Here is a 14735-nt window from a genome sequence, read left to right as displayed (position 1 = left end):
CACCTATTCTTCCCCCTTCTCTGATTGTTTCGAACCTGCCATGAGTAATCCGAGCTCTTGCTCTGTAACTTCTTTCGGATCAACAATCGCAACGATCTTTCCTTCGTATATGACAGCAATGCGATCACTAACGTTCATGACTTCCTCAAGTTCAAATGAAATTAACAATACCGCTTTGTTAGCATCACGTTCTTGAATAAGCTTTGAATGAATAAATTCTATTGCACCAACATCTAGTCCTCGAGTCGGTTGTGCTGCAATTAACAAGTCCGGACTGCGATCAACTTCTCTAGCAATAATCGCTTTTTGTTGGTTTCCTCCAGAGAGCGCACGTGCTTCTGTATGAACACTTGGTGTACGGACATCAAATTGTTCAATAAGAGCTTTAGCCTTATCAAAAATATTTGAAATTTTCAGCTGATTAAACTTGGAGAATGGCTCTTGGTAATAGGTTTGTAATACCATATTTTCCCCAATCGAAAAGTCGAGGACAAGTCCATGTTTATGACGATCTTGTGGAATATGTCCTACGCCAGCTTCGGTTACTTTCCGTGGTTTATGGTTGGTAATTTCCTTACCGTTTAATGAAATTGACCCACTTGTTGACTTTCTCAATCCTGTAATTGCTTCGATTAATTCAGACTGGCCATTTCCATCGACTCCAGCAATACCAATGATTTCACCTGCTCTGACCGATAGACTTAGATCATTTACTGCACTAACACCTCTTGCATCTTTAACTACAAGGTCTTTAATTTCTAATACTGTTTGTTTAGGATGGCCTGGTTCTTTTTCAGTTGTAAAAGATACATCACGACCAACCATCATTGATGCCAATTCATCTCTGTTTGTATTCGCAACATCAACTGTACCGATTCCCTTTCCTCTACGGATAACGGTGCATCGGTGACAAACTTCCATAATCTCTTTTAATTTATGGGTAATTAAAATGATTGATTTGCCTTCAGCTATGAGTCTTTTCATAATTTGAATAAGTTCTTTAATTTCCTGTGGTGTAAGTACTGCAGTCGGTTCATCTAATATAAGAATATCTGCACCACGGTAGAGCGTCTTCAAAATTTCAACACGTTGCTGCATTCCGACTGAAATATCTTCTATCTTTGCGTATGGATCAACGCGAAGTCCATACTGTCTAGAAATTTCTTCAACTTTTTTTGCAGCTTTCTTAATATCAACTTGTCCACGATTCTTCGGTTCTTGTCCAAGAATGATATTCTCCGTTACTGTGAAATTCTCGACGAGCATAAAATGCTGATGTACCATTCCAATCCCAAGATTGTTAGCAATATTAGGATCGGTAATGTCAACCTTCTCCCCCCGAACCCTAATCTCACCTTTTTCCGGTTGATACAGTCCGAACAGCACATTCATTAATGTGGATTTGCCAGCACCGTTTTCTCCCAAAAGTGCATGGATTTCCCCTTTTTGAACTTGTAAAGTAACATTATCGTTTGCTACGATGCCTGGAAATTCTTTGCGGATTTCCCGCATTTCAATGACATAATCCATTTGTATTCACCCCTACACCTGTTGTTCAATTCCTTTTGACCTCAAGTATGATTCTGATTGAGTGTTGCTCCCCTTTTCTTGAGTGTAGCAAGGAAAGCTATATCCGTCTGAAACTTCCCTTGTTACACCCAAGAACTAATTACACTTAGAAATCGCAAGCAACTTGGAATACCATACCTGCTACAAAAAGAAAGGCCAGTATTCCTACCAGCCTTTGTTAGTAGCTCTATAAAAGTTCTAATTATTTATTAAATGAAGCGAACTCATCGTCTGTCATTGGTACTTCTACATCTCCAGCGACAATTTTCTCTTTATATTCTTTTACCATTTTAAGTGCTTCTTCAGATACGTTATCTTCCGTTGGAGCAATTCCAACTCCGTCTTCTTCAAGACCGAATTCTACAACCTCTCCACCTGGGAAGTTACCTTCTTTAGTTTGTTTAGAAACTTCTAAAACTGCAGTGTCTACTCGTTTAACCATTGAAGTTAGGGTTACACTCTTGTTTTCAGCTTTGTCATAGATTCCTTCAGCAAATTGGTCACGGTCAACACCGATAACCCATACATCTTCACCGTTCTTTTTACGGTTAATTGCTTCTGTAAATACACCTGAACCTGTTCCACCTGCAGCATGATAAATTACGTCTGCACCTTTACCATAGAAAGTAGCAGCGATTGTTGTACCTTTAGCAGCGTCGTTGAAGTCTCCAGCATATTGTACAAATACTTCAGCATCTGGGTTTGCAGTTAGTACCCCAGCCTTGAAACCGTTTTCAAACTTCTTAATTAAAGCACTATCTACTCCACCGATAAATCCGATTTTGTTCGTCTTTGATTGAAGTCCAGCTACAAGTCCTACTAGGAAAGATCCTTGATGTTCTTTAAAAGTAATACTTGCAACGTTATCTAATTCTACAACACTATCTACAAGTGCAAATTGAGCATCCTTTTGTTGTTCTGCAACTTTTTGGATGTCTTCTTGCATTAAGAAGCCGATTCCAAATACAAGATCATATCCTTGACGTACTAAGTTGTTCAAGTTCGGACGATAGTCACTTTGAGCATTTGACTGAAGATAGTTGTACCCTTCTTTTTCTTTCAAGTCATTTTCTTTACCGAATTCTTGAAGACCTTCCCAAGCTGATTGGTTGAAAGACTTATCGTCTACTCCACCAGTGTCAGTTACCATTGCAACCTTGAACTTGTCATCTTCTTTCTTATCCGTATCCCCTGATCCTGCATCGTCACTACCACATGCTGAAAGTAATGTTCCAGCTGCAAGTACCATTGACATCAAAAATCCATAACGCTTTTTCATTAATTCATTTTCCCCCTTTATATATTACAAATATTAATCGAACACGTTTAATACAGATGAAGCTTCCCTGCCAATCTCACCCCCCTAAATTCGTAAATGTATCACACCCGACGTCTGACAACATGGAAATCAAATTTGTCTGCACGGAAGTAATTTAGTGAATACAACACTGGATTATCATTTTGGTCGTAATGCATTTGCTTCAGTACAAGGAGTGATGCTTCTGGTGGACAATCAAGGATTTCTGAAATCCGCTCATGAAAACCGACTGGCTCAATGTGTGTAACCGCATACAAAACACGTCTGTTTGATTCCTTTTCAAGTAAATTGAACAAGGATTCTTCTTCGGTCGTATTCTGACTCACTGGCATAAATTTTTCTGGTATTTGATCTAAGCAATAGACGACTGGTTTCCCATCAGCAGTACGAACTCGCTCTACAACTACTAAATGTTCGTCCTCATCTGTGTTAAATCTTTGCATATCCTCTTCCCTAACTTCTCTCTTTTCAGAAGTTAGAAAAATTGTTCCGGGGTTCTTGCCCCCACGTTCAATCATTTCAGTCACACTGAAAAGTTCTTCAATCCCAGATGAAAACACGGCTCTCGAACGGACGAACGTTCCAACTCCATGTCGCCTAACAACAACATTTTCATCCTCAAGTATTCTTAATGCTTCTCGAAGCGTGGCTCTACTGATACCCAATTGTTTCGAAAGTTCGAACTCACTTGGGAGACGTTCACCCTCTTCATAAATTCCTGCTTCAATATCCCGTTTCAATCGATCTATTACTTGTAAATATAATAAACGATGGTCCGTTTTAATGGTCACACGCCTTCACCTCAGAAGTACTACTAATCTATTTAATTTAACAATATTCGACAATACTATATCATTTTTACAGGAATAAATAAATACTATTTTTACAGAATTCGAAAAAATGTTACACGAATATTTCAAATGACACCCAGAAAGTAGAACATTTAGACATCAATTGAGTGACCTCGTCAGAAAATACTGAATCATTGTTAGGTTAAATTTAATTTATTATTCTTAAATCTCAATTAGGAAATACAAAAAAGACCAAGCAGAATGAAGATCACTACTTGGTCAGTGTTCAACGAATGATTGTTAAACATCCATGGTCTATATCCATTTAAAATTAACTCGAGGATGCGTCTTGGTCTTGTTGTTGTGAGACCAACACTTCTCTTGGTTTACTACCTTCGTATGGTCCTACAATTCCTCTTGCTTCCATCGCATCAATAAGACGAGCAGCTCGCGTATACCCAATTCGAAATCTCCTTTGGAGCATCGAAACAGAAGCCGTTTGCATGTCGATGATTAAACTTACTGCGTCATCAAATAAGTCGTCTTCAACATCTTCGACCTTTTTCTCAGGCTCATCAGTAGGGATCATCTCCTGCTGGTACTTAGCCTTCTGTTGTCCGATGACGAAATCAACAACATCCTGGACCTCTTCGTCAGACAAGAACGCACCTTGGACACGTGTAGGCTTATTAGCACCAATAGGGAAGAACAACATATCCCCTTTTCCTAACAATTTATCTGCGCCCCCCATATCAAGAATCGTTCTTGAATCCGTCGAGGAGGAAACACTAAATGCAATCCTTGAAGGTATATTAGCCTTAATTACACCTGTAATGACATCCACTGAAGGACGTTGTGTTGCGATAATTAAATGGATTCCCGCAGCGCGGGCCATTTGTGCAAGTCGTGTAATCGCATCTTCAACATCTCCAGAAGCGACCATCATTAAGTCTGCTAATTCATCCACAATTACGACGATATAAGGCAAGAGAGGTTGTTTCTCTTCCGTATTATCATTCTGGCGTTTCACTAAGTTATTGTATCCTTCAATGTTTCTTGTACCACTATGAGAAAATAGCTCGTACCTTCGTTCCATCTCATTCACAACCCGCTTTAATGCTTGTGCGGCTTTCTTTGGTTCAGTTACTACAGGAGCTAATAAATGAGGAATGCCGTTATACACATTCAATTCGACCATTTTTGGATCGATCATCATCATTTTCACTTCATGAGGTTTTGCCTTCAATAAAATGCTCGTGATGATGCCATTTACACATACACTCTTCCCACTACCTGTTGCGCCAGCAATCAGTAAATGGGGCATTTTAGTTAAATCAGCGAGGATTGGCTCTCCTGAGATATCACGGCCTAGTCCTATACTTAGTTTTGCATTAAGGTCATTGCGTTTCGTATCCACAACTTCTCTTAAAGAAACCATAGAAATTTCTTGATTTGGCACTTCAATACCAATAGCCGACTTTCCAGGGATTGGTGCTTCAATTCGAAGCTCCTTTGCCGCAAGAGCTAACGCGAGATCATCTGTTAAATTAACGACCTTACTAACTTTCACACCAATTGCTGGTTGAACTTCGTATTTTGTAACAGCCGGTCCTAAATGAACTTTGACGACCTTTGCTTTAACTCCGAAACTTTCAAATGTACGTTCTAGTTTTCTCGTATTCTCAGATACATGTTGTCTTTCTCGATGTTGTCCTGTTTTTACTGGTCTACTCAAGAGATCATAAGGGGGTAATTCATAGGCCTCATTTTCTACTTCAGAAATGGAGAAACCTGATGCTTCGTTCTTCTGAGAAACTTGTGTTTCGGCTATATTTGGAGCTTCTGTTGTTTCCTTACCTTTATTCTGATCTGCTTCCGAATTTGTACTCTTCAATTCCTCAAATTCAAATGCACCTTGATATGCATTTTCATTGTACTCTTGAATAATAGGCTCTGTGTATTCTTCAGACGATTGTTTTGTCTCTTGTTCCTGAATTCCAGAACTTTCAGAGGCTTTTTTCTTCGTAGTACGTTTACCTCTATTCTCTCGGTCTTTCTTACGTTCAGCCTTCTTTTCTTCTTTCTTTGATAGAAAGTGATCTTTCCAATCCGTATATGTATGAACAAACATATTCTTTATAGGAACAACAACTTTTGCTAGTATATCTCTCATTGAAAGACCTGTTACGAGAAGAATCGCAACAATCCATATGAAAAAGATAATAACTTGTGTTCCTTCAGGAGCGAATAACACATACGTGAAAGCAAACCCGACTGCACCGATCATTCCTCCGCCTAGGTCTCCACCACTCGTTTCCGCTCCTTGCTGACGCATAAATAACTCCCATGTGTTTTGAATGACAGAAGGATTTTTCCATTCTCCATTCCTTGAAAGTAAATCAAATAATTTCACATGGCTTTGGAGTAACAATCCGAAAACGAATAAATAAATACCTGTTAATCTACGAGTAAAGAATGTTGGCCAACTACGTTTCCAAATCACATAAATAGACAGTATGAATACACCCAACAACAATAGCCCATACCATTCTCCGCCTAGAAGACGGAACAAATTTGCGAAAATCCTGCCTACTCTGCCAAATTCCGCTGCAGCTATAAGTGTTAATGCAAGGCACATTAATCCAAAGACTTCAAATGATAACTGCGATTTCCAACTTGAAGACTTTTTATTCTTTTTTTTGCGTTTTGCCATCATATCACCTCTCAAACCGTTGTACTGTTTTGTGTATGTAGAAGGTTATATATCATTTCTCGTATCGTTGCCTTTTAAGCTAGTTATTGCTTTTGTTTTTAGTTATGTAACCGAAAAGGGTTGACCCATTATCACGAGCTTAAGACTAACAACACGTTACGAACGACTGCGTTGTAATCAAGTCAAACTCATGGGCCAACCCCCTGTAAGTAGTGTTATTATATCATATTGCATTCATGTGAACTAGAACGTATTTTCTTCAGGAATCATTGTCATCTTTAAGACTGTACCCGGTTGTAGCTGATCGTCCAAGAAATGAGCAGGGTCAGTACTCATCATTTGAACAATACGACAATCCTGATTTTCTAAACGTTCTACCATTAAAGGTATCCCATTCATATTGATCATAGAATATTTCTCGAAATCAGTTTGAACTGCACTGAATATTATTTCATGTGGCACGGTTGTATAAAGAATCATTGGACAAGGTCCTCTCCTTCTTTAGCTCGTTCTGCTTCTATTAATTCATTCAATTTCTTCATAGCAGCACCAACACCGCCAACCTCATCAATTAGCCCATATTCCACCGCATCGTCTCCAATAACATTTGTTCCAATATCTCTCGTCAAATTCCCTTTCGAGAGCATTAATTCCTTAAATTTATCCTCTTCAATATTGGAGTGTCTTAATACGAAGCTAATGACCCTTTCTTGCATTTTATCCATATACTCAAACGACTGCGGAACTCCGATTACCAATCCTGTTAATCGTACTGGATGAATTGTCATCGTTGCTGTCTCAGCGATGAATGAATAATCACCAGAGACTGCAATAGGTACGCCAATCGAATGACCCCCACCTAGGACAAGACATACTTTCGGCTTTGATAATGAAGCAATCATTTCTGATATCGCAAGACCTGCTTCAACGTCCCCCCCTACCGTATTAAGTATTACTAGTAGCCCCTCAATTTTCGGGTTTTGTTCAATCGCTACAAGTTGTGGGATCATATGTTCATATTTAGTTGTCTTATTGTTAGGTGGTAATTGCACGTGTCCCTCAATTTGTCCAATAATCGTCATACAATGTATATTTGATTGTTCCATTTGAGGAACATTCGTCTGTCCCATTTGTTGAATTTTATTGATTAGACTAGAAGAGTTTTCTTTATCCTCTTTCTTCGGTTTAGATGTATCGGATGGATCTGCTGGTGAAACGGTCTTAGGATCATTCTGAGGTTCGTTCATGTTAGACTCCTTTCAAGACATACTTTCTTGTTGCTTATAGTATTGTCTTATTTGGAATCTTTCTATCCATATATACTTGAAACGTTCAAGCAAAAAAAGAGTATATCCAGAAGATCATGCCTCCTAGATATACTCATTATTAAATCGCTCAGTAAAACCTGGCTGTATGATTAATTAACTTTTGCAAAATCGTTCAATAACGAAGTTAGACTCACTCGTTCTTGTTCAGATAGTGGTACAAGTGGTAAACGAACACCACCAACATCTATCCCTAGAATTTGTAATGCCGTTTTCACTGGAGTTGGACTAGGTGCAGAGAATAATTCGTTCATAACCGGTAAGAGTTTTCTATGCAATTCGGCTGCTTGTTGTACATCTCCGTTTCGATATGCCTTTACCATGCTTTGCATTTCATTACCAATGACGTGAGAAGCAACTGATACAATTCCATCTCCACCAATTGATAAAGTAGGTAGAGTCAATCCGTCATCCCCACTATAAACTTTGAAATCCTTATTCGTCTTTGTAATAATCTCTGTCATTTGATCAAGGTCACCGCTTGCTTCCTTCACACAAATGATATTTGGTACTTCAGACAGCCTGACAATTGTCTCAACTGACATATTTACAATTGATCTTCCTGGGATATTATAAAGCATAACCGGCAAGGATGTAGCTTCAGCTATGGATTTGAAGTGGAGATATAGCCCTTGCTGATTTGGTTTATTATAATAAGGTGCTACAAGCATAACTGCATCAACACCAGCATCCTCCGCTTGTTTAGTAAGCTCAATAGATGCATGCGTATTATTACTTCCAGTTCCCGCAATTACTGGCACTCTCTTGTCAACAACCTTGACAACATGTTTACAAAGTGCAATTTTCTCTTCTTTAGTCAATGTAGGAGATTCACCAGTTGTTCCTGCGATAACTAGACCATCTGATCCATTCTTAATCAAATATTCAATCAGTTTCGTCGTTTTGTTAAAATCGATATTCCCTTTATGATCAAATGGCGTCACCATTGCGGTTAATACGTTTCCTAAATTCATTACTATTTCTCCTCCTTCTTTTTAGATCGGCTTTTGTTATACATGATTGTTGTTTAAAAAAGGCTGTTTTCGCATAGGTTGTATCTCTTGTTACAGATTGTTGAAATATGCTTCGCTTTCCACGGGCGACCATCAAGCCTCCTCGAGATCGCTTCACTCTCTCTGCGGGGTCTCGATTTGGCCGCTGTTCCCGTAGGAGTCTCGCGTATTTCAACAACTCCTTTCATGAAATGATCACTTTAAAGTATCAATCATTTAGAAAAGAGCTTATCTTTAGATAAAGTCGCCTTTTTCAAGAGAGAATACTTGATGTAAAGCGTTAACTGCATTGATCATATCCTTTTCTTGAACGAGTACCCAAATCGTTGTATGTGAGTCTGCTGACTGTAAAATGTTGATGCCTTGTTTGGACAAGGCTTCTACGATTCGCGCAGTCACCCCTGGGACACCTGCGATACCTGCACCTACCGCGGATACTTTAGCACAATTTGTTTGTATTTCTGCCTCATATCCAAGTTCATTTAACAATGATATGGCTTCATCGGTTAAAGCACCATTAATTGTATAGATAACGCCTCGAGGACTTATGTTAATAAAATCAACACTAATCTGTTTTGAAGCCATAGCTTTAAATATTTTAGATTGGAAATCATAATCGCCATCGGGAGCTTGCACTTTAATCTGTGTCACACCTGCTACGTTCGCAATTCCTGTGATTAAGCGATCTTCAATATCCCTGCCTGCCCCGCCACTTGTGGATGATGTAACTAACGTACCCGGGTGGTCACTATAAGTAGAACGAATTCGAATAGGTACTTTTGATTGCATAGCAATTTCTACGGCTCTAGGATGAATGACCTTAGCACCCTGGTAAGCCATATTGCATATTTCATTATACGTTACGACATCAAGTGGTCTTGCATCTTGAACAATTCTTGGATCTGCTGTCATAACACCTTCAACATCAGTGAATATATCAATAACTTCGGCCTTTAAAGCTGCTCCTAATGCTGCAGCAGAAGTGTCACTACCTCCACGTCCTAGTGTGGTAACATCACCTTCACTGGATTGTCCTTGAAATCCTGCAACAACAACTACATCGTTACTTTCTAGGGATTGCGTGATTTTGCTACAATCCATTTCAAGAATCTTTGCATTTGTATGATCACTGTTCGTTTTGAACCCGGCTTGAGCCCCTGTGAATGCTAATGATTGGATGTTATTCTGCTTTAGTAAATTGGAAAAAACAACTGAAGAAATTACTTCTCCACAAGACATTAATAAGTCCGTTTCCTTTGGACTAATGGACGTTGGTGTGCCAGTAACTAAACTTAGGAGTGTATCTGTGGCATATGGATCACCATTTCTGCCCATAGCAGAAACGACGACAACGACCTTTTTTCCACTGTTTACAGCATTCGCAACATGTTCTACAGCTCGATTTCGACCGTCTTCAGTTTTCAGTGATGTGCCACCGAATTTTTGGATGACGATATTCATCTTTGCACCTTCTTCATTTCAATAAATTTAAATTTACTAAGCTTTCAGCAATTTGAACAGAATTTAATGCTGCGCCTTTAATAAGATTATCTGATACAACCCATAAGTGGAAACCATTTGAACGGTCTAAGTCCTTCCGTATACGTCCTACGAATACATCATCTTTCCCAACACAGTTTGCTGGCATCGGATACAATTGTTCAGATGGGTCATCTTGTAAGGTAACACCAGGGGCTTCCGATAATATTGATTTCATCTCATCTACTGTAATATTTTCTTTGTCAATTTCAATGTAAACAGATTCTGAATGTCCGGTTTCAACAGGCAGACGAACACAAGTTGCTGCAACTTCTAGATGTTGCATACCCATAATTTTCTTCGTCTCATTAATCATTTTCATCTCTTCGAACGTGTAACCATTATCTTGAAACTTATCGATTTGCGGCACTGCATTGAATGCAATTTGATAATGCTTTTCATCACCTGATACTGGTAATACTTCAGGAGTAAATGTCTCTCCATCTAGTATGGAACGAGTCTGTTCATTCATTTCATTAATCGCTTTCGCACCTGCACCGGAAACAGCTTGATAAGTTGAAACGATGACTTTACTTAAGCCATATTTCTTTCGTATAGGTTCTAAAGCAACGACCATCTGAATCGTTGAACAATTCGGATTGGCAATAATGCCTTTATGATTGTTCAACTCGTGTTCATTCACTTCAGGAACGACTAGTGGAGTGTCAGGATCCATTCTGAATGCACTCGTGTTATCTACAACAATAGCACCTCGTTTTGCCGCTTCTGGCGCAAGTTCTTTAGAAATTGCACCCCCAGCAGAAAACAACGCAATATGGACACCTTCGAACGCATGAGGTGTCGCTTCTTCAATCGTGTATTCTTTTCCTTTGAAAGTCACTTTCTTTCCTGCAGATCGTTTACTAGCTAATAATTTAAGAGAAGCGATCGGGAAATTCCTTTGCTCCAATGTTTTGAGCATTTGTTGGCCTACTGCACCTGTAGCACCAACTACTGCAACGTTATATTCATTACGTAATTCCAATGTATGTCCCTCCTCATTATTTCTTTAACAATGTGATTCAGTGTAAATTTGAATAACGATAGAAGGAGAAACAAGTTCGTTTCTCCTGAATTACATGGTCATATTGTCATTCATTTTACCATATCATTGAGTACATAGGTATGATTTTAGTTACACCATAATTGTTCCCTTTATTATATTCGTAAAACAGGTTGGAATTGTTGACCCTTTAATGCTGATTCAACAGTCTCTAATAAGAAATTCATATGTGCAACTAAAGAATTCGGCTTATTATGAGGATCATCTTGGCCGTATGGAATGAAATAAATATTTTTTGTAGCCATTAGTCTCATTATATTCACGCCATTGAGTCCTAGCCCATCATTAGTCGAAATGCCTAATACGACGGGATTCAAATTTCTCATTGTCGCTTTTGCAGCCATCAATACAGGAGAGTCTGTCATGGCATTTGCAAATTTACTAATAGAATTCCCAGTCAATGGGGCGATGACCATGCAATCCAAAGGTGTTTTTGGACCAAATGGTTCTGCTTTCACAATTGAGTTGACGACTTCATTTCCTGTCATTTCTTCTATTTTCTTAATCCAGTCTTCACCTTCACCAAACCGAGTCGCTGTATTTTGGACGGTATAAGTTGCAAATGGTGTTACCTTTGCACCCTTATCAATTAAATTTTGGATTTGCGGAATTACAGCTTCGTATGTGCAATGTGATCCGGTCAATCCAAATCCAATATGCTTCCCCTCAAAATTCATTTATCCCTACCCCTTCCCCTTATTCCTTTCTTCAATTAATAATTGTGTTAAGACATTCGCAATAATCTTTCCTGCAGTTTTAGGCGCAACAATACCAGGTAATCCAGGAGCTAGTAGTGCTTTTATGCCTCGTTTCTCTGCAAAACGAAAATCCGTACCTCCTGGTTTGGAGGCAAGGTCGATAATAAGGGTATGAGATGGTATTTTTGAAATTACATTAGATGTGATGATTTGTGCGGGAATTGTATTTATACATACATCGATCGATGATACCTCATTCTCCAAATCTTGAAGATGAAATGGCTTAAATCCAAGCTCTGTAATTCGAGCAATATGTTCAGATCTCCTTGCACCTACAGAAACATTCGCTCCTAAATTAGCAAACGTCCTTGCTACAGTAAATCCAACTCTACCGAACCCTAACACCATAATATTGGATTGATGTATCGTGAAATCAGTATGTTGTATAACCATCATTATGGTTCCTTCTACTGTAGGAATTGCATTATAAATGGCAACATCATCACGTTCGAATAATTTAATATGTTTCTTTCCTGCAGAAGATGTGCAGGCTGTTAAATAATCATTTGTAATACCTGAGAATACTGTACAATCTTCTTTCAACTTACTCATCATTTCTTCTGTGATTTGTATTTTTTGATTAGAAAAAATCGTATCGATTTCACCTTTAGGACCACTACCACTCACTGGTAATATCAATGCATCTATTTCCTCTAGAGGTAAATCATCCAAATCCATCTTCGTAGCTCCAGTAAATCCGTGATCAAGTTGATCAAATCCAACTAGATAAAGATGAGCATCTAATTCTGTCAACTTTCTTATCACTTCGAGCTGACGAGCATCTCCACCGATAATGGCTGCATTTATTCCTGTTAACATCGTTCCTCCCCTTTCTCATTCGTCTTTTTCATACGGAGGAATAATATACTTAAGTGCTGATTCTTCAACATCATATGAAGAATGCACTTCCAAGGTGATTATTAATATTTAGATTGAATATCAGCTTGAGAGGGATCGACTAAGATTGTCTCTTCTCCCACTCTATATATCTTATTCCAGCGAAATTGTATCGTCGTTTTGCGTTTGCGTAAGCCATTCCACTCTGTAAGAGGAATTTCTAAAGTATGTATATAACCACCCTGTTCATCTATAATAAACTCAGCGTAGGAAAGTACACCCAGTTTCTCCCCTTTAGTATGATCAATGATTTCTTTACCCAATATTTCACTCAGCCTCATTACACTTCCCCCTTATCGGTTTGTTTAACCTCGTCTTCTCCATTATATGTAGGGATGAAGTATTTAATTGCAAGGCTTTCAACTTTTCTACAAGTGAAATCAATATACTGTCTATAAGAGCTCATGAAAAAGAAAAAGTGCCAGACCAATTAGTTGGTCAGACACTCCATAGAAAATATTAATTCGAAGGAAAGCTTTTTGGGAATTTTCCATCTGGACTGATAAGTGAACTAGAGAAATCACTTGTAAAGATTTGATGAATCAATTGATCAACATTTTGTTTAGAAACATGATCAATACTCTGTAAAATTTCATCTAAAGAACGTTGCTTCTTTAATAAAAGCTCATGTCTTCCATTGCGGCTCATTCGGCTATTCGTACTTTCTAAACTCAACATGAGACTCCCTTTAATTTGCTCTTTACTGTTGGAGACTTCCTTTTCGGTTACCCCTTTGTCTTTCATAGTATCAACGATAGAGGATACCGTTTCATAAACTTCATCTAGTTGGTTCGGTGCCGTACCAGCATAAATATTGAAGACACCTGTATCTAAGTGTGCAGAGTGATATGAAAAGACGGAATATGCAAGTCCCTTCTGTTCTCTTACTTCTTGAAACAAACGACTACTCATACTTCCACCAAAAATATTGTTGAGAACAATTAGGTCAAAGATATGTTGATCTCCAACTGAAAGTCCTTCATAACCTATACATAAATGTGCTTGTTCAGTCTCTTTCTTTCTTGCTTTCTTTTCGGTACAAAATGCTGGTTTCGTTACCTCTGGCTTACTGTTTGTTGAAGTGTAACTTCCAAAGAGAGATTCAACTTCTTTAATGAAGGAATCATCTACATTACCAGCAACAGAGATTACGATATTATCTGGCGTATAAAAGTGATCCATGTAATCTCGTAAAGATTGACCATTGAATGAATTCAAAGTCTCCTCAGTTCCAAGGATTGGATATGCCAATGGATGATGATGATAGGTCGCTTCACTTAATAAATCATGAACAATATCATCTGGTGTATCTTCATACATCTTAATTTCTTCTAATACGACATTCTTTTCTTTCATTAATTCATCTTCATCAAAGTTAGAGTTGAAAAACATATCAGCTAACGTATCTAAAGCACGAGAAGCATGATTGTCTAAAACTTTAGCATAATAGCACGTATACTCTTTTGAAGTAAACGCGTTCACTTGACCTCCGATTGAATCAAAAGACTCAGCAATTTCTCTTGCATTACGTGTTTTCGTCCCTTTGAAAAACATATGTTCCAAGAAGTGAGAAATACCATTGTTGCTCGTGTCTTCAAACCGCGATCCTGTTCCAATCCATATTCCAATTGCAACAGAACGAACACTAGGTATGTTTTCAGTAATAATGCGTACACCATTTTTGCAAGTATGTTTCGTTATCAATCTTACTCCTCCTAAATCAAAACAGGAAAGTTATGTAGGTATTTT

The 14735-nt window shown here is 38.4% G+C and carries 13 protein-coding genes; all 13 read right to left on the bottom strand.

What is annotated here, in order from left to right; genetic code table 11:
• Nucleotides 1-3 precede the first annotated feature (3 nt).
• The gene (locus tag L2716_RS05445; RefSeq protein WP_236332533.1) at nucleotides 4-1530 is read right to left on the bottom strand and encodes an ABC transporter ATP-binding protein; all 1527 of its coding nucleotides are present in this window, start codon (nucleotides 1528-1530) and stop codon (nucleotides 4-6) included.
• 241 nt (nucleotides 1531-1771) lie between these two features.
• Nucleotides 1772-2848 carry a BMP family lipoprotein gene (locus L2716_RS05440; RefSeq protein ID WP_236332531.1) on the bottom strand — a complete coding sequence of 359 codons (1077 nt, stop codon included), beginning with the start codon at nucleotides 2846-2848 and terminating at the stop codon, nucleotides 1772-1774.
• Nucleotides 2849-2949: 101 nt separating this feature from the next.
• The gene (locus tag L2716_RS05435; RefSeq protein ID WP_236332528.1) at nucleotides 2950-3678 is read right to left on the bottom strand and encodes a GntR family transcriptional regulator; all 729 of its coding nucleotides are present in this window, start codon (nucleotides 3676-3678) and stop codon (nucleotides 2950-2952) included.
• 331 nt (nucleotides 3679-4009) lie between these two features.
• Nucleotides 4010-6391: a DNA translocase FtsK gene (locus L2716_RS05430; RefSeq protein ID WP_236332526.1), complete on the bottom strand. Its 2382-nt coding sequence runs from the start codon at nucleotides 6389-6391 to the stop codon at nucleotides 4010-4012.
• Nucleotides 6392-6634: 243 nt separating this feature from the next.
• Nucleotides 6635-6871, bottom strand: coding sequence for a YlzJ-like family protein (locus tag L2716_RS05425; RefSeq protein ID WP_236332524.1), 237 nt, complete (start codon nucleotides 6869-6871; stop codon nucleotides 6635-6637).
• On the bottom strand, nucleotides 6868-7638 hold the full coding sequence (locus tag L2716_RS05420) for a ClpP family protease (RefSeq protein ID WP_236332522.1): 771 nt from the start codon (nucleotides 7636-7638) through the stop codon (nucleotides 6868-6870). Before L2716_RS05420 ends, L2716_RS05425 begins: the two co-directional genes overlap by 4 nt.
• 170 nt (nucleotides 7639-7808) lie before the next feature.
• The gene (dapA, locus tag L2716_RS05415; RefSeq protein WP_236332520.1) at nucleotides 7809-8690 is read right to left on the bottom strand and encodes a 4-hydroxy-tetrahydrodipicolinate synthase; all 882 of its coding nucleotides are present in this window, start codon (nucleotides 8688-8690) and stop codon (nucleotides 7809-7811) included.
• A 273-nt stretch (nucleotides 8691-8963) separates the two neighbouring features.
• A complete protein-coding gene (dapG, locus tag L2716_RS05410) occupies nucleotides 8964-10190 on the bottom strand; it encodes an aspartate kinase (protein ID WP_236332518.1) in 1227 nt (408 codons plus the stop codon).
• Nucleotides 10191-10203: 13 nt separating this feature from the next.
• Nucleotides 10204-11253 (bottom strand): aspartate-semialdehyde dehydrogenase, encoded by a 1050-nt coding sequence (gene asd, locus L2716_RS05405; RefSeq protein ID WP_268963947.1) that lies wholly within the window; start codon nucleotides 11251-11253, stop codon nucleotides 10204-10206.
• Between the two features lie 173 nt (nucleotides 11254-11426).
• Nucleotides 11427-12008 carry a dipicolinate synthase subunit B gene (dpaB, locus tag L2716_RS05400; RefSeq protein ID WP_236332516.1) on the bottom strand — a complete coding sequence of 194 codons (582 nt, stop codon included), beginning with the start codon at nucleotides 12006-12008 and terminating at the stop codon, nucleotides 11427-11429.
• Between the two features lie 6 nt (nucleotides 12009-12014).
• Nucleotides 12015-12908 carry a dipicolinic acid synthetase subunit A gene (gene dpaA / locus L2716_RS05395; protein WP_236332514.1) on the bottom strand — a complete coding sequence of 298 codons (894 nt, stop codon included), beginning with the start codon at nucleotides 12906-12908 and terminating at the stop codon, nucleotides 12015-12017.
• 101 nt (nucleotides 12909-13009) lie between these two features.
• Complete coding sequence (locus tag L2716_RS05390) at nucleotides 13010-13267, bottom strand: YlmC/YmxH family sporulation protein (RefSeq protein ID WP_236332513.1); 258 nt, start codon at nucleotides 13265-13267, stop codon at nucleotides 13010-13012.
• Between the two features lie 178 nt (nucleotides 13268-13445).
• Nucleotides 13446-14690: a M16 family metallopeptidase gene (locus L2716_RS05385; RefSeq protein ID WP_236332510.1), complete on the bottom strand. Its 1245-nt coding sequence runs from the start codon at nucleotides 14688-14690 to the stop codon at nucleotides 13446-13448.
• Between the last annotated feature and the right edge of the window lie 45 nt (nucleotides 14691-14735).

The organism is Pseudalkalibacillus berkeleyi, from assembly GCF_021608225.1.
In the GTDB taxonomy this organism is placed as follows: Bacteria; Bacillota; Bacilli; order Bacillales; family Fictibacillaceae; genus Pseudalkalibacillus; species Pseudalkalibacillus berkeleyi.
Note: the sequence above shows the minus strand (reverse complement) of the source record. Positions and strands in the feature narration are given on the sequence as shown.